General features: G+C 61.8%; 20 protein-coding genes. 2 read left to right on the top strand and 18 right to left on the bottom strand.

Annotation, left to right across the window (positions count from 1 at the left end):
• Positions 1-136 precede the first annotated feature (136 nt).
• From CFBP4996_RS23515 to CFBP4996_RS23480, 8 genes are all read right to left on the bottom strand, one after another.
• Entirely contained in the window at positions 137-1,039 is a 903-nt protein-coding gene (locus CFBP4996_RS23515) for a LysR family transcriptional regulator (RefSeq protein WP_080853597.1), read from the bottom strand.
• A 258-nt stretch (positions 1,040-1,297) separates the two neighbouring features.
• Complete coding sequence (locus CFBP4996_RS23510) at positions 1,298-2,047, bottom strand: ABC transporter ATP-binding protein (protein WP_080853598.1); 750 nt, start codon at positions 2,045-2,047, stop codon at positions 1,298-1,300.
• Positions 2,044-2,880, bottom strand: coding sequence for an ABC transporter ATP-binding protein (locus tag CFBP4996_RS23505; RefSeq protein ID WP_080853599.1), 837 nt, complete (start codon positions 2,878-2,880; stop codon positions 2,044-2,046). Before CFBP4996_RS23505 ends, CFBP4996_RS23510 begins: the two co-directional genes overlap by 4 nt.
• Complete coding sequence (locus CFBP4996_RS23500; protein ID WP_065117720.1) at positions 2,877-3,809, bottom strand: ABC transporter permease; 933 nt, start codon at positions 3,807-3,809, stop codon at positions 2,877-2,879. The genes CFBP4996_RS23505 and CFBP4996_RS23500 overlap by 4 nt, the downstream gene beginning before the upstream one ends.
• On the bottom strand, positions 3,806-4,873 hold the full coding sequence (locus CFBP4996_RS23495) for an ABC transporter permease (protein WP_080853600.1): 1,068 nt from the start codon (positions 4,871-4,873) through the stop codon (positions 3,806-3,808). The genes CFBP4996_RS23500 and CFBP4996_RS23495 overlap by 4 nt, the downstream gene beginning before the upstream one ends.
• Positions 4,874-4,891: 18 nt before the next feature.
• A complete protein-coding gene (locus tag CFBP4996_RS23490; protein WP_003523144.1) occupies positions 4,892-6,532 on the bottom strand; it encodes an ABC transporter substrate-binding protein in 1,641 nt (546 codons plus the stop codon).
• 49 nt (positions 6,533-6,581) lie between these two features.
• Positions 6,582-7,637, bottom strand: coding sequence for a dipeptidase (locus CFBP4996_RS23485; RefSeq protein ID WP_035263351.1), 1,056 nt, complete (start codon positions 7,635-7,637; stop codon positions 6,582-6,584).
• Positions 7,638-7,844: 207 nt separating this feature from the next.
• On the bottom strand, positions 7,845-8,552 hold the full coding sequence (locus tag CFBP4996_RS23480; RefSeq protein ID WP_080853601.1) for a phosphoribosyltransferase: 708 nt from the start codon (positions 8,550-8,552) through the stop codon (positions 7,845-7,847).
• Positions 8,553-8,863: 311 nt separating this feature from the next.
• Between CFBP4996_RS23480 and CFBP4996_RS23475 the strand changes: the two genes are divergently transcribed.
• On the top strand, positions 8,864-10,036 hold the full coding sequence (locus CFBP4996_RS23475; protein WP_162936028.1) for a M20 aminoacylase family protein: 1,173 nt from the start codon (positions 8,864-8,866) through the stop codon (positions 10,034-10,036).
• A gap of 24 nt (positions 10,037-10,060) precedes the next feature.
• On the opposite strand, the gene CFBP4996_RS23470 is transcribed toward CFBP4996_RS23475, so the two are convergent.
• Positions 10,061-11,308 (bottom strand): MFS transporter, encoded by a 1,248-nt coding sequence (locus tag CFBP4996_RS23470; protein ID WP_003520902.1) that lies wholly within the window; start codon positions 11,306-11,308, stop codon positions 10,061-10,063.
• Between the two features lie 92 nt (positions 11,309-11,400).
• On the opposite strand from CFBP4996_RS23470, the gene CFBP4996_RS23465 reads away from it, so the two are divergent.
• Positions 11,401-12,324, top strand: coding sequence for a LysR family transcriptional regulator (locus tag CFBP4996_RS23465; protein WP_080853603.1), 924 nt, complete (start codon positions 11,401-11,403; stop codon positions 12,322-12,324).
• Positions 12,325-12,351: 27 nt separating this feature from the next.
• Here CFBP4996_RS23465 and CFBP4996_RS23460 read toward each other — a convergent pair whose 3' ends face one another.
• The 9 genes from CFBP4996_RS23460 to CFBP4996_RS23420 form a co-directional block, all read right to left on the bottom strand.
• Entirely contained in the window at positions 12,352-14,145 is a 1,794-nt protein-coding gene (locus CFBP4996_RS23460; RefSeq protein ID WP_080853604.1) for an adenine deaminase, read from the bottom strand.
• Positions 14,142-15,062, bottom strand: a complete 921-nt coding sequence (locus CFBP4996_RS23455) for a nucleoside hydrolase (protein ID WP_080853605.1) — start codon at positions 15,060-15,062, stop codon at positions 14,142-14,144. Before CFBP4996_RS23455 ends, CFBP4996_RS23460 begins: the two co-directional genes overlap by 4 nt.
• 2 nt (positions 15,063-15,064) lie before the next feature.
• Positions 15,065-16,090 (bottom strand): ABC transporter ATP-binding protein, encoded by a 1,026-nt coding sequence (locus tag CFBP4996_RS23450; protein ID WP_080853606.1) that lies wholly within the window; start codon positions 16,088-16,090, stop codon positions 15,065-15,067.
• Positions 16,083-16,862, bottom strand: a complete 780-nt coding sequence (locus CFBP4996_RS23445) for an ABC transporter permease (RefSeq protein ID WP_065655279.1) — start codon at positions 16,860-16,862, stop codon at positions 16,083-16,085. Before CFBP4996_RS23445 ends, CFBP4996_RS23450 begins: the two co-directional genes overlap by 8 nt.
• A complete protein-coding gene (locus CFBP4996_RS23440; RefSeq protein ID WP_080853607.1) occupies positions 16,859-17,686 on the bottom strand; it encodes an ABC transporter permease in 828 nt (275 codons plus the stop codon). Before CFBP4996_RS23440 ends, CFBP4996_RS23445 begins: the two co-directional genes overlap by 4 nt.
• 166 nt (positions 17,687-17,852) lie before the next feature.
• A complete protein-coding gene (locus tag CFBP4996_RS23435) occupies positions 17,853-18,875 on the bottom strand; it encodes an ABC transporter substrate-binding protein (protein WP_080853608.1) in 1,023 nt (340 codons plus the stop codon).
• The gene (locus tag CFBP4996_RS23430; RefSeq protein ID WP_080853609.1) at positions 18,872-19,933 is read right to left on the bottom strand and encodes a LacI family DNA-binding transcriptional regulator; all 1,062 of its coding nucleotides are present in this window, start codon (positions 19,931-19,933) and stop codon (positions 18,872-18,874) included. Before CFBP4996_RS23430 ends, CFBP4996_RS23435 begins: the two co-directional genes overlap by 4 nt.
• Positions 19,934-20,080: 147 nt before the next feature.
• Positions 20,081-20,713 carry a VOC family protein gene (locus CFBP4996_RS23425; RefSeq protein WP_162936029.1) on the bottom strand — a complete coding sequence of 211 codons (633 nt, stop codon included), beginning with the start codon at positions 20,711-20,713 and terminating at the stop codon, positions 20,081-20,083.
• A gap of 98 nt (positions 20,714-20,811) precedes the next feature.
• Positions 20,812-21,735 (bottom strand): LysR family transcriptional regulator, encoded by a 924-nt coding sequence (locus tag CFBP4996_RS23420; protein WP_080853611.1) that lies wholly within the window; start codon positions 21,733-21,735, stop codon positions 20,812-20,814.
• Positions 21,736-21,741: the final 6 nt, after the last annotated feature.

The raw sequence follows: 21,741 nt of genomic DNA, 5'->3' as shown, positions 1-21,741 counted from the left end.
ACCGCCCGTTGCAAAAAGAGTGTCATGTTGCAGGCGCACACACAATCTCGATTTTTGTGTGCTCCGTGTAGCTAAAATGGCTACACGGAAATGCGGATGGAAATCAACCTTCCGGGCAGATTGCCAACCGTCTCGCTTACCCCGCCGTCGCCTCGCGCATGAAGCGCTCGATGAAATCGGCGAGCTTGGAGGCGGCGAAGGACAATTGCCGGTCGGGCGCAACGCAGAGATCGATCTGGGTATGGATACCCTTCTTGCCGGCAAGCGGAACGGCGACCATCTGCCCGCTGCGGATTTCCCGCGCCACCGAAAGCGCCGGCAGAAGCGTGGCGGCGGCGTGGCCCAGCACCAGTTCCTTCAGCATTTCCAAAGAGCTGGTGATGAAGACGGGATCAAGCTCGATGCCCGCATCGGCAAACAGCGTGTCGAAAGCCTGACGCGCGGCAAAACTCTTGTCCGGCAGGGCGAGCGGCAGGCTGGCCAGTTCTTTGAGCGAGACTTCCGTCTGCCCGGCAAGCGCATGGCCGGCCGGAAAGATCGCGTCGTAGCTGATACGGGTGCGGGAGCGCACTTTTACGCCGGAAACCTTCGGCGCGAACAGGCTGACGACCAGATCGGCTTCCGCAGCACCCAGCGCCTCCATTGCCTGCCGGGCGCTGGTAATATGCACCTCGAAACGTAGTTTCGGATATTTCAGGCTGAACTGCGCCAGCACCGGCGCCAGAAGGTTCGCCACCGTCGCGCCATTGGCATAGACCGTGACGCGGCCGCGCTGCAGGCCCTTTAGGTCGTCAATGAGCTGGTGCACATGGTCGAGTTCCCGCAGCGTCTTGCCGGCGCGGGCGGCGAGCAATTCACCTGCCGCCGTGAGCTTCACGCCGCGGCTGGAACGCTCCACCAGTGGCGAGCCGAAATAATATTCGAGGTTTTCGATCTGGCGGCTCACCGCTGTCGGCGCAACATTCAGGTTTTCCGCCGCGGCGCGCATGGAATTGGTGCGGACCAGTTCGTCGAAATACATCAATGCGCGCAGTTGCATGGGGTGGGTACCTTGTTCGGATGGGCCGGTGTGGGGGCTCACCATATCATCGCAGCGTCGCGAGAAAATACTTCACGCGGGAAGATCGCTCGAGAAAGCAAAGCTCGCCGCTTGTTTCTTCTTCCCGCCGGGGAGAAGTCCGCGGCAGCGGGATGAGGGGGCGACGGCAGAGATATGCGGAGAGCTTGCCCCCTCATCTGCCCCTTCGGGCCATCTTCTCCCCCTCGGGGAGAAGAAAAAGGAGGCACCCTCGCGCCATCACGCGCGCTTGAAGCCCTCGCTCGCCACCAGCAGCTGCCTTGTATAATCCGCGCTGAATTCCCGGCTTTCCAGCGCCTCCGCCTGCAACATTTCCACCACCTTGCCGCTTTTCATCACCGCAAGGCGATCGCACATATGGCTGATGACACCGAGATCGTGGCTGACCATGACGAAGGTCAGGTTACGGTCCTTGCGCGCCTGTTCCAGCAGGTTGAGGATTTCCGCCTGAATGGAGGCGTCGAGGGCCGAAGTCGGCTCATCCAGCAGCAGGATTTTCGGCTCGACGATCAGCGCACGCGCAATGGCGATGCGCTGGCGCTGGCCGCCGGAAAGCTGGTGCGAATAACGGAAGCGGAAGCCGGTGCCGAGGCCCACCTCGTCCAATGCCCGGGCAATGCGCTGCTCGCGATTATCCAGACCGTGGATGACCAGCGGTTCGAGCAGCAGCGCATCCACCGTCTGGCGCGGGTGAAGCGAGCCATAGGGGTCCTGAAACACCATCTGCACATCGCTATAAAAGCTCTTGTCGCGGCGCTTGCCGGAATAGGAGCGCCCGGCCACCATCAAGGAGCCTTCATCGAAATGGTTGAGGCCGGCAATGGCGCGCAGCAGCGTCGACTTGCCGGAACCGGATTCGCCGACAATGCCGAAGGATTCACCCTCGGCCACATCGATGCTGACGCTGTCGAGCGCGATGTAACCGTCGAAATCGACCACCATGTCGCGAACGGAAAGAACTGAACTCATGCGCGCCACTCCGGCTTGCGTTCCAGAACCGGCAGCGGATGCCGGTGGCCGCCGATTTCGGGCAGGCAGTTCAGCAGGCCCTGCGTATAGGGATGTTTCGCTTCCTTCAGATTGGCGGAAGACAGCTCTTCCACCACCTTGCCGGCATACATGACGAGAACACGGTCGCAGAAAGACGATACCAGCCGCAGATCGTGGCTGACGAAGATCAGCCCCATGCCACGGTCGCGCACCAGCTTGTCGAGGATGTCGAGCACTTCGAGCTGAACCGTCACATCGAGCGCCGAAGTCGGCTCATCGGCGATCAGCAGTTCCGGGCCGCAGACCAGCATCATGGCGATCATCACACGCTGGCCCATGCCGCCCGAAACCTCGTGCGGGTAAAGATCGAAGACGCGCCCGGGATCGCGTATCTGCACGGCTTCGAGCATGGCGAGCGTGCGCTGGCGCGCCTCGCTGGAGCCGATATTTTCATGGGTGCGCAGCGTTTCCATGATCTGGCGACCGATCGGCATGACCGGGTTCAGCGAATATTTCGGGTCCTGCAGGATCATGGCCATGCGCTTGCCGCGCATGATCCGCCGCTCTTTTGCCGAAGCCCGCAGCAGATCGATATCGCCGAAGCGCAGCGCATCGGCCTCGATGCGCGCGTTTTTCGGGGTCAGCCCCATGATGGCACGGCCGGTCTGCGATTTGCCCGAGCCGGATTCGCCGACGATGCCGAGACGCTCGCGGCCGAGTGTGAAAGAAACACCGCGCACCGCCTCCACCAGCCCGGTGCGGGTGGGAAAGGAGACGCGCAGGTTCTCTACGGTCAGAAGCGGCGCGCTCATTGGCCCGCCTCCTTGGGATCGAGCGCATCGCGCAGGCCATCGCCCAGAAGATTAAAACCGAGGCTGACGATGAGGATCGCCACGCCGGGCATGGCCGCGACCCACCATTGATCGAGGATGAAGCGGCGGCCGGAAGCGATCATCGCACCCCATTCCGGCAGCGGCGGCTGTGCGCCAAGACCGAGGAAGCCGAGACCGGCGGCAGTGAGGATGATGCCGGCCATATCCAGCGTCACGCGCACGATGAGCGACGACAGGCAGAGCGGCATAACGTGTTTCAGCACGATGCGGAAGGGCGACGCACCCATGAGTTTGACCGCCGCGATGAAATCGGAATTGCGGAAGGTCATGGTTTCGGCGCGTGCGATGCGCGCATAGGGCGGCCATGAGGTAAGCGCGATGGCGAGCACCGCGTTTTCGATGCCCGGCCCAAGCGCCGCGACCAGCGCCAGCGCCAGGACGAGCTTCGGAAAGGCAAGGAAGATATCGGTGATGCGCATCAAAACCGCATCCACCCAGCCGCCGGCATAACCGGAAACCGTGCCGACGATGAGGCCGACGGGGGCTGCGATGATGGCGACCAGAAGCACGACGAAAAGCGTCAGCCTCGAACCGTGGATGAGGCGCGAGAGAATATCGCGGCCCTGATCGTCGGTGCCAAGCAGATAACCTTCCGTGCCGGGCGGCAAAAGCCGGGCATTGCGCAGATCGCCCTGCACCGGGTTATGCGGGGCCAGAACATCGGCAAACAGCGCCACGAACAGCAGCGCGATGATGATACCGAGCCCAAGCAGCGCCAGACGGTTTTCCGAAAAGCGCCGCCAGATGACATAGGCGCGGCCAAGCCGCGCCTGCTTGCGCGAGGCCGGCCGGTCGGAGAGCAGCCATTCGCGGCTATAGGGTTTGATCGTATCGGTCGAAAGGGTCATCGGCTGCGCGTCCTTGGATCGAGCGTCCGGTAAAGCAGATCGGAGAAGAGATTGATGCCGACGAAGATGGCGCCGATCACGATCGTGCCGCCAAGAACGGCGTTCATATCCGCATTCTGCAGGGAATTGGTGATGTAGAGGCCGAGCCCCGGCCAGGCGAAGATGGTTTCGGTCAGCACCGAACCTTCGAGCAGACCGGCATAAGAGAGTGCAATCACGGTCACCAGCGGCACGGCGGCGTTGCGCAGCGCGTGGAACCAGATGATGCGAGTTTCCGAAAGCCCCTTGGCACGGGCCGCGACGATATATTCCTGGCTAAGCTCGTTCAGCATGAAGGAGCGCGTCATGCGGCTGATATAGGCCAGCGAAAAATAGCCGAGCAGACAGGCGGGCAGGATGATGTGGCGGAAGAGATCCCACAACACGTCCCATTGCCGCTGCCAGATCGCGTCGAGCAGGAAGAAGCCCGTGACCGGCGTGAAGGTGAATTCATAAACGATATCCATGCGGCCGGGATAAGCGACCCATTGCAGCCGGGCGTAAAACACCAGCAGCGCCAGAAGGCCGAGCCAGAAGATCGGCACGGAATAACCGATGAGGCCGATGACGCGCACGACCTGGTCGGCAAAGCTGCCACGCTTGACGGCGGCAAGCACGCCGAGGGGAATGCCGAAGACGGCGCCGATGATGGTGCCGAGCGTGGCGAGTTCTATCGTCGCCGGAAACACCCGCTTGATATCCTCCATCACCGGATTGGTGGTGAGGACGGAGGTGCCGAAATCGCCCGATAGCGCCTGTTTCAGATAAAGGAAGAACTGCTGCCAGAGCGGCAGGTTGAGGCCGAGCTGCTCACGCACCCGCTCGACCACATGCGCAGGCGCACGGTCGCCGACGATCGCCAGCGCGGGATCGATCGGCACGACGCGGCCAATGAAGAATGTGACCGCCATCAGCCCCAGAAAGGTGGTGATGACGGTGACGGCGAAGCCGAGAACGGCTTTCACGCGGGCATTGGCACGGCGTTTGCCGTGCCTCGCCCTGCTGTTGGTTTCAACCATGCTCAAGAGACCGATCCTTCCGGATCATTCCTTGGAAATGGTGTAGACGAAGTTGGTGTCGAAGCTCGGTCCGAGCTTCAGGCCCTTCAGCTTGGCGGAATATCCCGCCACTTCCGTCTGCTGGAAGATGATGACGAAGGGACCCTTCGCCAAAACTTCCTTCTGCAGGTTTTCATAGATGGCGGCGCGCTTGGCGCTGTCCTTCTCCAGAAGCGCCGACTGGGTTTCCTTGGTCAGATCAGGAACGTCCCAGGCATTGCGCCAGGCGAGCGTCTTGTTCTTGCCCTCATCGGAATTGTCGTAGTTGATGGTGAAGGTTTCCGCATTCGAGTTCGGGTCGAAATAGTCCGAACCCCACTGACCGATATAGATATCATGCGTGCGGGCGCGATATTTGGTCAGCGTCTGCTTGCCGTCGCCGGGAATGATTTCCAGCTTGATGCCGGCCTGCGCCAGCGTCTGCTGCACGCTTTCGGCAATGCCGGTCACCGGCTGGGTGTTGCGCACATCCATGGACACAGTAAAGCCGTCCTTCAGGCCGGCCTTGGCCAGAAGCTCCTTCGCCTTGGCGACGTCGAGCTTATAGGGGTTCTCGTCAAGCGCGCCGAGCTGGCCCTTCGGCAGGAAGGTCTGGTGAACTTCGCCGATGCCCTTGATGATCGTCGCGCCGATGGCGTCGTAGTCCACGAGATATTTGAAGGCTTCGATGACCTCGGGCTTCTTCAGGTTCTCGTTCTTCTGGTTGAGGCTGAAATAATAGACGGTGCCCTTCGGCGCGGAAGTGACGGCAAGGCCTTCCTTCTTGGAAACGGCTTCCATGTCGCCCGGCTCAAGGTTGCGGGCAACGTCGATATCGCCGTTCTCAAGTGCCAGGCGCTGGCCCGAGCTTTCCTTCATGTGGCGATAGACCACACGCTTCAGCTTCGGCTTCTCGCCGTAATAATTCGGGTTGGCTTCGAGGATCACCGCCTCGTTGGCCTTCCAGCCGAGGATCTTGTAGGGGCCGGAACCGGCATAACCGGTCTTCAGGAACTCGTTGCCGAAATCCGTGTCGTATTTGTAATCGGCGCTCGGCGTGACCGACTTGGCCTTTTCCGTCACGAATTTCTTGTCGACCACCGAAGCGACGGTTGCGGTCAGCACGTTCAGCACGAAGCTCGGCGCATAGGGCTTGTCGACCGTCAGAACGAAGGTGTTCGCATCCGCAGCCTTCGCCTTTTCGGTGACGTTATCACCGCTGAGGCCGAACTGCGTCAGCAGGAATGCCGGCGACTTGTCGAGCTTCACGGCACGTTCGAAGGAGAAGGCCACATCATCGGCCGTGACCGGATTGCCCGACGCGAATTTCAGGCCGGATTTCAGCTTGAACGTATAAGTCAGGCCGTCCTCGGACGTCGTCCAGCTTTCGGCCAGATCGCCGATCACCTTGGACGTGTCGTTGAGATCGATGGAAACCAGCTTGCTGTAGGTATTGCCGGTGACTTCGGCGGCGGAAAGTTCGAAAGCCTCGCCCGGATCGAGCGTGATGATGTCGTCGATGGCGAAACCTTCGACCAGCGTATCGGCCGGCGTTGCGGCAAAAGCATGGGGCGCCGCCAGCATCATCAGCGACAAAGCGGCGCTGGTGCTGAGAATACGCATGGATTTGTTGAGCGATTTGATCATAGGATCTCCCCTTTTGTTATAAGCTTGATTTGGTTCGCTTCAGCTCTTCTCAGGCCGCCTCGTGCCAGGCCTCAGACAAAACACGCAGCCAGTTTTCCCGGCATATTTTAGCAAGTTCTCCATCACCGTAGCCCGCCGATTTCAGCGCCGCAACCAGATTGTGATTGCCGCTCGCATCGGCAACGCCGACGGGTATCGTCGCACCGTCGAAGTCCGATCCCAGCGCCACGCAATCGATGCCCATGCGCTCCACCATGTAATCGATATGGCGCACCATGTCGGAAAGCGGCGTATCGGCAATGTCGCGCGCATCCGCGCGCAGCATGGTGACAGCGTAATTGAGACCCACCAGCCCGCCGCTCTCCTTGATGGCATCCATCTGCCTGTCGGTGAGATTGCGGGCCACGGGGGTAAGCGCATGCGCATTGGAATGGCTGGCGATCAGCGGCTGGTTGGTGGTCTTCGCCACATCCCAGAAGCCTTTTTCGGTGATATGCGCGAGATCGATGAGAATGCCGAGCCTGTTGCATTCCTTCACCAGCGCAAAACCGGCGTCGGTGAGGCCGGGCGCCGTATCGGGAGACATGGGATAAGAGAACGGAACGCCGTGACCGAAGATATTGTGCCGGCTCCAGACCGGGCCGAGCGAGCGCAGGCCGGCGGCGTAAAACACCTCCAGCGCATCGAGATCGGCCCCGATCGCCTCACAGCCTTCCATATGCAGCACGGCGGCGAAGATATCCTCGGCAAAGGCCTTGCGGATATCGGCCGTGGAGCGGCAAAGCCGCCACGCGCCGGCGCGGTCGAGCCTCAGCGCAATCGCCGCCTTTTCCATGGCGATATCGAGCGAAGGCTGGCGCTCCAGTGGGGAGGCGAGCGGCGTGTTGTAATGGCCGCTTTCATCCGGTTCCTGAAGGATGAGATCGCCGGAGGGAATATAGATCGCGCAGATGCCGCCGCCGAGACCGCCTGCCCTCGCACGCGGACCGTCTATATGGCCTTCCCGTGTACCGTTCCTGAATTCGGCCACCGGATCGGCACCGGCCTTGCTGTTGCGCCACAACCGAAGCAGCACATCATTATGACCGTCGAACACTGCGTGCATGGGAAGAAATTCCAGTCATCGGAAAGAACAAAACGGGGGCGGGCAGACGCCGGGATGACACCGCGCGAAAGCAAACCGGCGCATTGTTTGCCGACCGCTATTGTCTGTCGGAGGCGATCTTAGGACGATCTCTTCGAGCTTCGCAAGACACAAATTAGGCAGCGGTGAAATTATCACCACTTGCCTTTTGCCGGAATTTGCGCTTCGTCAGGCGCGCCAGCCGCCTTCCGCTTTCGTGAGCAGCGGCGTTGAAAAAACACCCCTCACCCGCTCCGGCCATTCCGGCCCGAAAGCGGCGATTTTTTCCCGCCAGCGATCCGATTGCAGCATGGCCGCGCCGATGACGGCGGGCCGAATGCCGGAGGCGGCGAGAAGCGAAAGACCCGATATGATTGAGCTGCCGCTGGAGATCACGTCATCCACCAGCGCCACCCGACGGTTCTCGATGAGCGGCAGCATGCGCGGATCGATATAGAGCCGTTTTTCCTGCCTTGTGGTGATGGAGGACATCGGCACCGACAATTCCTCCAGATACCAGAATTTGCGCGAGGTGCCGAGCGGCACGTAACGGGAATGGCCGAGATGCCGGGCGACGGCGGCGGCGAGCGTCAGCCCCAGCGTCGGCAGGCCGATGACGACATCGGGCTTGAAGGGAAGAAGCTGTGCGGCAAGGTCGGCCGCCAGCGCCTCGAGCACCTCAAAAGAGGCCTGATTGACGATGAGCGAGGCGAGCGCATGTTCGCCATCCGCCAGCGGCCTTATCGGCAGACATATCTGCCTTCCGTCATCCAGCTCCGCCGGAAAGAAGGCGGAATGCGGGCCTGCCGTTTCGAAGCTGCGGCGCGGATGGATCTCCTGCCAGAACTCATGCGGCGCGGCGGGGGAATGGGCGGCAGGCGATGCGGATGACGGCATCGGTTTTTCCTTTCAGAACCGGGATGGCGCAAGGCGGAGGCGGTTTTCGGCCATGCCAATCCCGTTCGGCAGATCAGTCATTTTAGCAACCACAGAGACGCTGCGGGTTCATTTCATTGGCTTTTTCCGCTAGGGTATTTCCGTTTTCCTCCGAAACACGGAAATACCCTAGCTCTTTGTTGTACGCATTTCCGAACGCAAAACCGCTACACACTTTTGCTGGAAATGCTCTAGAAGAGAAAAAAGCAACAGGCATTCGGATGAACCCACCTATGACGCGGGTTTTTCCCATATTCAAGGACAAGCTGCCCATGAGACTGCTGGACCGCATCGGCGAGGACCTGCCATTCCTGACGGAGCTTCGCCACGACCTGCACGCGCATCCCGAACTGGGCTTCGAAGAGGAAAGAACAAGCGCCATCGTCGCCGATCTTCTCGAGCGTGCCGGGCTGAAGGTGCATCGCGGTCTCGGCGGCACCGGCGTGGTCGCGACGCTGCAGGTGGGCAACGGCACCCGCAGCATCGGCCTGCGTGCCGACATGGATGCGCTTGCCATGCCAGAAGTGCCAGACCGGCCCTATAAGTCGAAATTTCCCGGCAAGATGCATGCCTGCGGCCATGACGGCCACACCGCCATGCTGCTGGGTGCTGCGCGTTACCTTGCAAAGACCCGCGATTTTTCCGGCACCGTGCATTTCATTTTCCAGCCCGCCGAAGAAGGCCGTGGCGGCGCGAAAAAAATGGTGGAGGACGGGCTTTTCACCCTGTTCCCCTGCGATGCGGTCTATGGCCTGCATAATATGCCGGGGCTCGGGATCGACGAAATGGCGGTGGTGGAAGGCCCGCAGCTCGCCTCTTCCGACAGCTGGCGCGTCACGTTCAAAGGCATCGGCACGCACGGTGCCAAGCCGCATCTCGGCCGCGATCCGGTGACGGCGGCGGGCACCTTCCTCGCCTCGCTGCAAACCATCGTCGGCCGCGTCGTCGATCCGCTGCAACCCGCCGTGGTCAGCGCCTGTTCGGTGCAGGCGGGCGACCCGAAGGCGCTCAACGTCATTCCCGATCTCGTCGAAATCGGCGGCACGGCGCGCGCTTATGCGGCTGACGTGCGCGACCAGCTCGAAGCGGAAATCGGCAGGCTGGCGAAGGGCACGGCGGCGATGTTCGGCATCGAGGCGCATTACGAATTCATCCGCCGCATTCCGCCCGTCATCAACGAGGCGGATGCGACGAAACGGGCGCTACGGGCCGCAAGAACCGTCTTCGGTAACAAGACCCGCAACGCCTTCCCGCCCTCGACCGCCGGCGACGATTTCGCCTTCTTCGCGGGCGAAGCACCCGGCTGCTATGTCTGGCTGGGCAACGGCCCGGCGGTGGATGGCGCGCTGCACCACAACACCTCCTACGACTTCAACGATGCGGCCATCGTGCCGGGCGTGGCGTTCTGGGCAACGCTGGTGGAGCAGGAACTGGCGGCGGAGTGACGCCCCGGCCGGCGCGATGGCCGCTCAGGCGCGCCGCGCGCCCGGACGAGCGAGGCTGGCTAAAATTCCGGCAAGCGCGCAGCCGGCGGTAATCGCCATGATGCCGGGCCAGCCGGCATGGATCCAGAACCAGCCGCCGACCCAGCCGGTGATGCTCGCTCCGCAATAATAAAACAGCAGATAAAGCGCGGAAGCATGGCTTTTGGCGGCGCCCGCATTCGCGCCCACTCCGCTGCTGGCAGCCGAATGCCCGATGAAAAATCCGATGGTTATCGCCGCAATCCCCGCCACGATGAGGATGATGCTCGAGGCGAATGTGAGCAGGATACCGGCAAGAATGGTGGAAAAGGCAACCACCAGCATGATCCGCCGGCTGAACCGGTCGACCAGCGCCCCGCCATAGGAGGACGCGACGATACCCAGGGCAAAGGTCAGGAAAATCATGCTGACGGCCGTGCGGCCCAATTCGTAAGGCGGCGCGACGAGGCGAAAGGCGCAATAGTTGAAAACGGTGGTGAACACGCTCGTCAGCATCGCGCCGAGGAAATAGAACCGCCGAAGTTCCGGGTTTCCAAGATGTTGCGCCCATATTCTCAGATGATTTTTAAGCGGCATGTGCTGCGGCCGGAAATTCCGCGAGGGCGGAAGCAGCAGCAGGAAGCCGATGGCCGCAAGGATGCAGACCGCACCCAGCGCATACATTGCCACCTGCCAGGAGGTATAGGCGGACACCAGCCCCATGCCGACACGTCCCGCCATGGAGCCGAAGGCCGTGCCGCCGACATAAAGCCCCATCGCCTTGCCGAGGCTGGAAGGTTCGATCTCCTCGGCAAGATAGGCCATGGCGACAGCCGGAACGCCGCCGAGCACGAAGCCTTCCAGCGCGCGGGCAGCAAGCAGCCATGCCCAGCCTTGCGTGCTTGCTGCGATGATATTGGCGATGGCGGCCAGCATCATCGAAACGAACATCAGATTTCGGCGGGTGAAGAGCTGGGCAAAGGCGCCGCTGAGAAGAATGGCGAAGGCAAGCGTTCCCGTCGTCAGCGACAAAGCGAGCGATGCGGTTGCAGGGTTGATGCCGAATTCCGCCGGAAATTCCGGCAGGAGCGGCTGTACGCAATAGATCAGCGAAAAGCTGGCAAAGCCCGCGAGGAAAAGCGCCCAGCTCGCCCGGCGAAACTGGCGGCTTCCCTGCCGTATCCAGAGCACATCCGGCGGCTCCTCCGTCATAACGATCGGCGGGGTGAAATCCTGTTTTTTGAGCTGGCGCATCGGGTTTGTCCTTTTCGCTCCCAGCTATAGCGCAGCTCCATCTTTCATTCTAATATATGGAAGGCGTTCCTATCATATCTGGATCTAATATCATGGAACTCAGGCACATCCGCTATTTTCTGGCCATCGCCAATGAAGGCAGTTTTACGCGGGCGGCAGAACATCTGGGAATCGCGCAGCCGCCGCTCAGCCAGCAGATAAAGGTTCTGGAACAGGAAATCGGCGTGCGGCTGTTCCGGCGTCTCGCGCATGGCGCGGAACTGACACCGGCGGGCCATGCTTTTCGTGCTGCGGTGGCCCATATTCCGCATCAGGTGGGCGAAGGTGTCCGGCTCGCACGCAGGGCGGCGGCCGGCGAAACCGGCATTCTGAGAATAGGCGTTACCGGCACGGCGGCGCTCAACCCTCTGGTTCCGGCCTGCATCCGCACCTATAGACGCCAATATCCCGACGTGGAACTTCAGGTGATGGAGGCAGCCGCCCTGGCGTTGACGCCGGCCCTGCTCGAAGATCGGCTGGACGTGGCGCTTTTGCGCCCTTCTCAATCCGATCCCGATACATTGCTCGAGGAAGTGCTCACCGACGAACCGCTTCTCGTCGCCCTGCCGGCATCCCATCCGCTCGCGCGGCGCGGCACCGCCATAGACCTGATGGAATTGCGCGACGACCCGTTCATTCTGACGCCACGCAGCGTCGGCACCAGCCTTCACGATGCATCGATAAAAGCCTGCCAGGAGGCCGGTTTCACGCCGCGCCTCGGGCCGGCGGCACCGCAAATCGCCTCGATATTGTCGCTGGTCGCGGCCGAACTTGGGGTTTCTCTCCTTCCGGAATCCGTCGCGCAGGTCAAAATGCAGAACATCGTCCTATTACCCTCCAGCGGCCCGCCACCGCGGCTTTCCATATCGCTCGCCTATCGGCGCGGAACGACATCGCCGGTGGTGAAAAATTTCGTGTTGGCGGCGCGCATTGCCGCGCGCGAAACACAGACGCCTGATGTGCCCGCGGTCGAATAAACCGCAGCCCGCGGATGCGGGCCGCCGCTACTCGAGAACGGCAATCACCGGGCTTTCCATCACCCTGCCCGTCAACACATCGGCAATGCCCATATCTGTCTGGTGCGGGCCGATATTGCAGGCGAGCGTGGCACCGAAGCAGGCCTTGAAGACGAGATAGGGCGGCTGCCATTCCACCACCCTGCCGACGGCTTCGCGCAATTCTTCGAAAGCCTTTGCCACGTCTTCAAGCGAGGCATCGGAAACGAGGCCGGAAAGCGGCAACGGGAGAAGTGCGGTCACCTTGCCTTCGGAAGCGACAGCCATGCCGCCGCCTGCCTTTATCACCGCATTGGCGGCGAGCGCCATGTCCCCCGCATTGCCGCCGAAAACGGTGAGATTGTGGCTGTCATGCGAAACGGTGGTGGCGAAGGCGCCGTTCCAATTTCCCCAGCCGGTGAGAAAGCCGGTTCTGGTGATCGGCTCGGCCATGCCGTGGCGATGGGTGACGGAAATCATCGTCGCGCCTTCGGGCGGAACGACGAAACCATCCTTCACCTCGGCTTCCGCCTCGCCCCATTGCGTGAAGCGCGGGCGGTCGATGGTGGCGAGGCGCACCTTCGCGCCTTCGCAGGCAACCCGGAAATCATCGGCTGCGCGCAGCGGCAGCTTCATCGAGCCTTCGAGCGCCGCCGCATCGCAGGCCGGAATGTCGACGAGCATATGCCCGCCTTCCGCAACCGTCCTGCCCGAGGCCAGAACGTGGCGGGCGGCAAAACCGCTCAAATCCTCGAAGACGACGATATCGGCGCGACGGCCGGCGGCGATGAGGCCGAGATCGGCACGGCTGAGCCTTTGCGCGGCATTGAGCGTTGCGGCGCGCAGCGCCCATTCGGGCTTCAGGCCATAACGGACAAGGCGGCGCACCACATCGTCAAGCCCACCGCCCCGCAGCAGGTCATCCGGGAAGACGTCGTCGGTGCAGAGCGTCACCGTCTGCGGCAGGTGGCCGAGCGCATTCAGCGCTTCCACGAATTCCGGCAGCAGGTGATCGTGCGAGCCGCGCAGCTCGATGGTCATTCCTGCCCGCAGTTTCCCCATCAGGTCTTCGCCCGAGACCAGTTCGTGATCGGAAGAAACGCCCGCCGCCATGAACGCGTTGAGATCGGCGCCCTTCAGGCCGCGTGCATGGCCGCAGACCAGCTTTTCCGAGACAAGCCCGGCCTGCACGATGCCGCTCATGCGCGGATCGCGCTCGATGACGCCGCGCATGTTCATGATTTCCGCGACACCGCCGACCTCAGGCCACGACAGCATATCGGCGAGAATGGCGGCGTCGAAATCCGCCCCGCCGCGCTCCAGCCCCGGTGCGGAAGGCACGCAGGAGGGCGCGAGCAGAATGGCGCGCAGGGGCAGGTTTTCGATGGATTTCGCCGCCCAGCGCACCCCTTCCACACCGTGCACATTACCAAATTCATGCGGGTCCCAGACGATGGTCGTGACGCCACGGGCAACCACAGCCGCCGTATAGGCGGCCGGTGTGACCATCGAGCTTTCGATATGCATATGTGTGTCGATGAGGCCGGGCGAGACATAGGCGCCTGCCGCATCGATGATCCGTGCAGCGTCGCTGCGGCTTGCCCGCTCGTGCACGCTGGCGATCAGAGCGCCGACGATGCCGATATCGGCGGCGCGAAGCTCTCCCGTCACCACATCCACCAATGTTCCACCGGTGATGAGGACATCGAAAGGGGCATCGCCGCGTGCGGCGGCGACCGCGCGGCTGCGCAGCGCATCATCGGTGAGATCGGCAGGCTCGCGTGTCGGAGAGTTCGCGTTCATCGGGCGGCCTCCCGGCGCAACGCCTCGAGAATCGCCGTCTTCGCACCTTCGGCATCCACCGTTTCGGCGAAATGCGCGTTGAAGGCTTTCGCTTTCTGAGCGCGCGTCTCGACCACGGTTCGCCCGCGCGTCAGCGTCGCCTGAAGCTCGACATCGATCCGCGCATGACACCAACCGATGAGACCGGAGGTAAAGGCGACGGCGGCCACGGGATCGTAAAGCGCCATGGCGGCTCTGCCACGGCTGGTGGCGATGCCGATGAAACCTTCCAGAAGATCGGCGATCAGCCCGGCATTCTTGCCGCCGGCATTACGGATCGGCAGCACATCGGCCGGCGAGGCGGTGACTTTGCGGCAGGCGTCCAGATCGACCATGCGCAACGGCAGGCCGTGGGAGAGCACGATGGCCAGCGCTTCCGGATCGGCAAAGGCGTTGAATTCGGCCGAGGCCGTGTGGTTGCCGCTGGTCACGCCGCCACCCATCCAGGTGAGATCGGAAATTTTTGCGGCAAGATCGGGCCGGGCAAGGCACAGGGCGGCGATATTGGTGAGCGGTCCGAGTGCGAGAATGCGCTTTTCGCCTTCCCCCTCCAGCCAGCCGCAGAGCGCGGCAAAGGCATCGCTGTTCGGCACGGCAGGCGCATCCGGCAGGCTTTGGCCGACGGTCGGAATGCCGTTGTCGCCCAGAATGCATTGCGCGGTTTCGAGCGCACCCAGCACCGGCATGGCGCGGCCCTGATGAATCGGCATCGACCAGCCGAAGGCTGAGACGGCGCCTGCGGCATTGCGGCAGACCGCCTGAAGCGTTGTGTTGCCGAAGACCAGCGAAATGCCGTCGATGGCAAGGCCTGACGATTGCACCACCATGATGGCGGCGATATCGTCGAAGCCCATATCGGTATCGATCCACACACCCATGGTCAGTTGAACACCTTGAGGCTTGCCGCCTTTTCGACCGGCAGGTCGAAGGCGAGCGTATCGCCGATTGCGTGGGAGGTCAGGGCGGCGTCCGTTTCCGCCTTGATGGGGCCGAGCGGCGTATCGAGCAGATATTCGCGGCTGTTGCCGGCAAAGGAGGTGCCGCGCACGGTTCCCTGGAAAGGACCTGAACCGAGGGTGACCATGCGCGGCCGCCAGGCCAGTCCGGATGCTGAAAGGACTGGTCCGGGAAGCGGTGTTGTGCCGTTTGCGGTTTTGAGCGCGCCGCCTTCCAGCGCGAAGATGTTTTCAAAGCCGACGAAATCCGCCACGAAGGACGAAACCGGCGCGTTGTAGATCTCTTCCGGCGTGCCGATCTGCTCAATCTTGCCGCCCTTCATGACGACAATGCGGTCGGCGAGCGCCAAAGCCTCGATCTGGTCATGGGTGACGAAGATCATCGTCACGCCGGTCTCCTTCTGTACGCGCTGCAATTCGGTGCGCATTTCGAGCCTGAGACGCGCATCGAGGTTCGAGAGCGGCTCATCGAGCAGCAGTACCTTCGGCTCCATGACCATGGAGCGCGCCAGCGCCACGCGCTGCTGCTGGCCGCCGGAAAGCTCCGCAGGCTTTCGCGAGGCGAAGCTGGACAAGCCCACCGATTTCAGGCCGGAGGCGACCTTGTCTTCCAGCGCCTTGCCGTTCATGCCCTTGAGCTTCAGGCCGAAAGCGACGTTTTCGTAAACCGTCAGATGCGGGAAGAGCGCATAGGACTGGAACACCAGCCCGACGGCACGCTTGTTCGCGGCCACCCGGGTAATGTCTGCGCCATCGAGATCGATGCGTCCGCCGGCCACCGGCATCAGCCCGGCAATGGCGCGCATCGTCGTGGTCTTGCCGCAGCCGGAAGGCCCGAGAAGCGCGAGCAGCTCGCCCTTGCGGATATCGAGATCGAGGTCCTTGACGGCGACATTGCCACCATAGGCGAGCGAGACTTTTTTGAGCGAAAGGTAATTTGCGTCAGACATAACGGGAGAACCCCAGAAAACGTTCGGCCATGAAGACGATGCCGATGGAAAGGAAGGCAAGCAGCGAAGAAAGGGCTGCAACGGAGGGATCGAAGACGATTTCCATGTAACCCAGCATGTCGATGGGCAGCGTGCGCACGCCCGGACCCGACAGGAACAGCGATACCGGCACCTGGTTGAAACTCGTCACGAAACCGAGAATGAAGGCTGAGAGAATGCCGCCGCGAATATTCGGCAGCACCACGCGGAAAAACGCCCCGACCCGCGACGAGCCGAGCAGCACCGCCGCCTCCTCGATATCGGAACGCAGATTGTTGAGGCTGGCCGACACCACCCGCACCGCATAGGGCAGGATGAGCGCGGTGTGGGCGAGAAACAACGCAAGCGTGATGCCGATGCCGAAGGGGACGACGAAATAACGCAGCAGCGCGAGACCCACGATGATGCCGGGCACGATGATCGGCGCGGAAACGATGGTGCGCACCGTCTCGGCAAAAGGCAGCTTGTAGCGCGACATGGCGTAGGAGGCCGGAATGCCGAGGATGAGCGCCGCAAACGTGCCGCCGATGGCGAGGAACATCGACATCGCAAAGCTTTCGCGGAAGCTCTCAACGGTAAAGACCTTGGCGATCCATTTCAGCGAAAAGCCCTGCGGCGGAAAGGCGAGCGTATCGCCGGCCGAAAACGAGGCCGCGACGATGATGAGGAACGGCCCGATCAGGAAACCGACGACAAGTAGAAGCGTGAGCGGAATGAAGAGCTGCCGGGTCATTTCTTGTTCCTTGCGGTGGCGATGCGCTTCAGCAGGATATTGGCGGCAAAGCTCATGACGATCAGGATAAAGGCGATGACGCTGGCGGAGACGAAATTGTTGGAAACCGTCACCTGCTGGTAAAGCAGGGTTTCCAGCATCAGCACCTTGGAGCCGCCGAGAATGGCGGGCGTGATATAGGCCGTGAGCGAACCGGTGAAGACCAGCGTGCCGCCGACGACCAGCCCTTCCTTGGTGAGCGGCAGGATAACCTTCCAGAACACCTGCAGCCAGCTTGCGCCGAGAACGCGGGCAGCCGCAATCGTATCCTTCGGCATATTCTCCAGCGCGCTGATGAGCGAGATGATCATCAGCGGCAGGAACAATTGCAGAAGACCGATGAAGACGGCCGTTTCGGAAAACAGGATACGGATCGGCCCGTCGCTGAGGCCGACGGCCTGCAGCGCCTGATTGACGATGCCGGTTCGCCCCAGAATGACGATCCAGGCATAGGTGCGGGCAACCGGCGAAATCATAAGCGGCAGCACGACCAGATTGACGACGTGTCCCTTCGCGCCCTGCGACAGGTTGATGATGGCGAAGGCCGCCGCATAACCCACCACCGCCGAGACGATGGTGACAAGCGCGCCGAGCTTCAGGGTGCGCAGGAAAACCGTCTGGTTCAGCGGATCGGTGAAGAAATCGGCGTAAGCCGCCAATGTCCAGCCATCGGCGGTGCGAAAGCCCTCCGACAGCAGGATGAAGACCGGCACAAGAAAGACCGCCGCCGCGAAAATTGCGGCGGGCAAGGCAAGCGCCAGCGCTTCGGCCCGGTTCTGAAACATGGGTTTATTCCCTGAACGGCCTGAGGGCCGGTTGTTACGGCAGCCGGACGCACCGGCCTGCGAAATTGGAAGGTGGAAAAGCGGTCAGGGGACGACCGAACCGCTTTTCCGGGAATGGAGCCGCCCTGACGGACGTTTAGGTGCCCCATTCCAAACGGTGAAAGACTTACTGGCCGACCTTGGAATTCCACTCCGACAGCCACTTGTCGCGGTTATCGAGCGTCACGTCGGAAGGAATGAGCTGCAGGCTTTTTGCGGTTTCGTCGCCATAGGTGATGTTGTTCGCCACCTCGTCGGAAACCTTGACTTCCCTGTTGGTCGGGCTGTCCACCAGCTTTTCGGCCAGCGCCTTCTGAACGTCGGTCGAGAGCCAGAAATCCATGAACTGCAACGCCAGATCTTCGTTCTTCGTACCCTTCGGCACCACGAGCACATTCATGCCGCCGGTCTGGCCTTCCTTGGGCGTTGCCCAGGCGAGTGGCAGGTCGAGCTTGGTGAAAGGCGCCCAGGAGAAGCGGCCGATGGGGGCTGCCCAGATTTCTTCCTGCTGCATCAACTGCACCAGCTGCGAGGATTTGACGTAGAAAGTGACGATGTCATCCTTCTTTTCGCCCACGGCCTCGATGGCGCCGGAAAGGTCGGGCGTGTCCTTGCCGATGGCCTTGCCGAGCATATAAAGCGCCGGCGGGCCCTGATTGGTGGTGACATTCGGGAAGGCGACGTGGTCGACAATGCCGTCCTTCAAAAGATCGGCCCAGCTGTCGATCTTAATCTTGTCGGTGCGGTAAACGATGGAGGTGGCGTAGAAATTGACGCCGACGCTCATGCCGTCGCCATTCGGATCCTTGGCGATGTCATAGAGCTTTTCGATATTCGGAACCTTGGAAGCATCGATCTTCTGGATCAGGTCCTTGCGGGTGGCGGAAAGCGCATCCGCCATGGAAACGATGGCGAGATCGACCACCGGATTGGCCTTGTTGGCCTCCATCTTGGCCAGACGCTCGACGCTGTTGCCGGTCTCGACGACCAGCTTGCAGCCGCATTGCTTTTCGAACGGCGTATAGACCAGTTCCTTGAATTCGTCCTGCGCGAAGGCGTAGACGGAAATCGTCAGCGTCTTGTCCTGCGCCTGCGCGGCGCCCATCGTCAGCATCAGGGCGGCGCCCGATGCAAGAATGATTTTTTTCATGGTGTGAGTTCTCCTGCTGTCGTTTTTTTGGCTTCAATCGCATCATGCTTTGCCTTGCCGGTGGAGCCGCGCATGATCAGCGCCATCGGTACTTTCGAGATGTCCGCCGTCACATCGACGGCGACGCCGTTTTCGCCCGCGCCGTCTATCGCGCGCAGCAGCGCGCCGACGGCGAGATCGGCGATGCGGCCCATATCCATGCGCATGGTCGTCAAGGGCGGGGTGACCACGGCGGAAAAGATGAGATCGTCGAAGCCGGTGACACTGGCCTCTTCCGGCACCTCGATGCCCTCGCGCTGCAATTCGGTGAGCACGCGCAGCGCATGCAGATCGGATACGGCGGCAAAGGCGGTGAAACCTTCGGCAACCTTCTCTGCAAGACCAAGCCGGCAACCCGCGCCGCCCGCCTGTTCAATGGCGTCCACCCAGAGCGTCTGCGTCACGCACGCCTTGCCAAGACCATCGCGAATGCCGCCAAGACGGTCGTTCTGCACGTTGGAATCGCGGTTCTTGCCCACCAGCACCACCTTGCGGTGGCCAAGCCCCGCCAGATATTCGCCCACCTGCCGGCCGCCATCCCAATGGTCGGCAGCGACCGTGTTGCCGGGCGTCGAGGGGCTGTCGATCACCGCAACGGGACAATCGACATCCGCAATGCGCGTGCCACGACGGGGAACGATGACCATGCCATCCACACCGCGCTCGATCAGCCGGTTGATCGCATCCGTCTGCATGGCGATCTCGCCGCGCGAGTCGGCGATCAGCACGCCGTAACCGGCAGTGACGGCCGCCTTTTCGATGGCCTGCGCGATCTGAGGAAAGAGAGGATTGGCAATATCCGGCAGAACCAGCCCCAGAACACCGCTTCTGCCGGTGCGCAGCGCCCTGCCCGCCGAACTCGGCACATAGCCCAGCTCGCTTGCCGTCTTGCGAATGCGCTCCACCAGCTCCGGCGAAACGCGGCCCTTGCCCGACAGCGCATTGGACACGGTTGCCGCCGACACGCCGAGTGCCGCTGCTATCGCGCTCAGATTGGTGGCAGGCCGTGACGACGCCATGATGGTCCGGAAGGGCTGATTAAACGTTTAATCACGATAATCGAGCAAGGCCGCCCTGTCGAGTCCGGCGGTGACAAAAATCAGGGCTATCCCCGGAAACGGGAAAGATTGTAGCCGGGCGTGTCAGCGGCTACCGGCCGGATGGGATCATTGCTGCGGCCTGACCTGCGACATGATTGCCAAAATGCCACCATCCGGGTCCCTGAAAAAGGCCATCCACTCCTCGGTTCCATCGCCATGACGATGAATGAGATGCGGAGGACTTTTAAATTCGACGTTGCGTGACAACAGCCCTTCATAAGCGGCGCCGATATCATCCACCCTGAAATAGATGACCGCATTTGTCGGCCCTCGCCCATCGACCGAAAGGAAGAGGCGCGTGCCGCCACAATCGAAAAACGCCAGATCGCCGAATGTATAGAGATGGGTTAGCCCGAGCACATCCCGATACCATGCCTCTGCCGCAGGCAGATCGCTGACGGAACGGGAGATCTGGCCAATGGCGCCGAGCGCGATATTTTTATTCATCGGGTTCCCCTGTTTTCCCAAGGCGCTGTCGACCGGCACGGCGAACCAGCGCAAAAGCATTTTCCTGTTCTCGAGACCAAGCTTCCCGAGCGCATTGGCGATGTGAAACTTGACGGCATCGAGGCTGATGCCACGGCGGCTGGCTATCTTTCGGTTCGTCATGCCGTGCTGGGCGGCATGAACGGTCCGCCATTCGGCGGGCGTCAGAATATCCTCATGCGCAGGCCGGCCGCGCTTCCTTTTTGGTTTCATGACCGATTTCATAGCCCGACTTGCCGCGATTTTCCCTCCCCCTGCCGGCATTTATCGCCGCGAGGATCAGCATCCGTTAAACCGTCTCTGCCACGGCTTTATGAAAGGGGCGCATTGCGGGCGGCATGATAGGCCTCAACCTGCCGCACCAGCCAGTCACGAAACAGCACAACCGGAACGTGATTGGCGCGCGAAAGCGGCGCCACGGCATAATAGGAGCTGGGGCTTCTGGCCTGATGATCGAAGGCTTTTACCAGTTGCTTCGATTTCAGCTCGTTATCGATCAGGAAAAGCGGCATGAGCGCCACGCCGAGCCCGGCGATGCAGGCCTGCGCCACGCTGGAAAACTGTTCGAAGCGCATGCCCTGCGGCAAAGCGAGCGACAGGCCGAGGCTTTCGAACCAGTGACCCCATGCGCCCGGCCGCGAGGCCATGTGCAGCAGCGGCAGGGCGGCGATATCCTCTCCCCTTTCCACGGGATGGGCGCTGAGGAATTGCGGGCTGCACACCGGCGCAACCATTTCATGCATCAGAAAGGTGCTTTCCGCCCCCGGCCAGTCGGCCTGGCCGATATGGATCGCCATATCGAGCTGCTCGCGCTCAAAGTCGAATTGCCCGATACGGGTGGCGAAATTGATGGTGATTTCGGGGTGGTTCGCCACGAAATCCGGGATACGCGGCAGAAGCCAGCGGGTGCCGAAGGTGGGCAGCATGGCGAGGTTCAGCGTATTGCCATGCGTTTTGGTCATGATCTGCAGCGACGCGGAGCGTATCTCGCCAAGGGCGGAGGCAATCGATTTTGCATAGGCGCGGCCCTCGGTCGTCAGCGCCACGCCGCGTGCGCCGCGCTCGAACAGGCGCACGCCAAGCTGTTCTTCCAGTGACATAACCTGCCGGCTGATCGCCCCCTGCGTCAGGGCAAGCTCATCGGCGGCCGCGGAAAAGCTGCCGAGCCGGGCCACGGAATCGAAGGCGGCGAGCGCGCTGGTGGAGGGCAGGAGTTTGCGACTGAGAGACGTCATGAGCCA

It is taken from the genome of Agrobacterium leguminum (assembly GCF_005144435.2).
GTDB lineage: Bacteria > Pseudomonadota > Alphaproteobacteria > Rhizobiales > Rhizobiaceae > Agrobacterium > Agrobacterium leguminum.
Note: the sequence above shows the minus strand (reverse complement) of the source record. Positions and strands in the feature narration are given on the sequence as shown.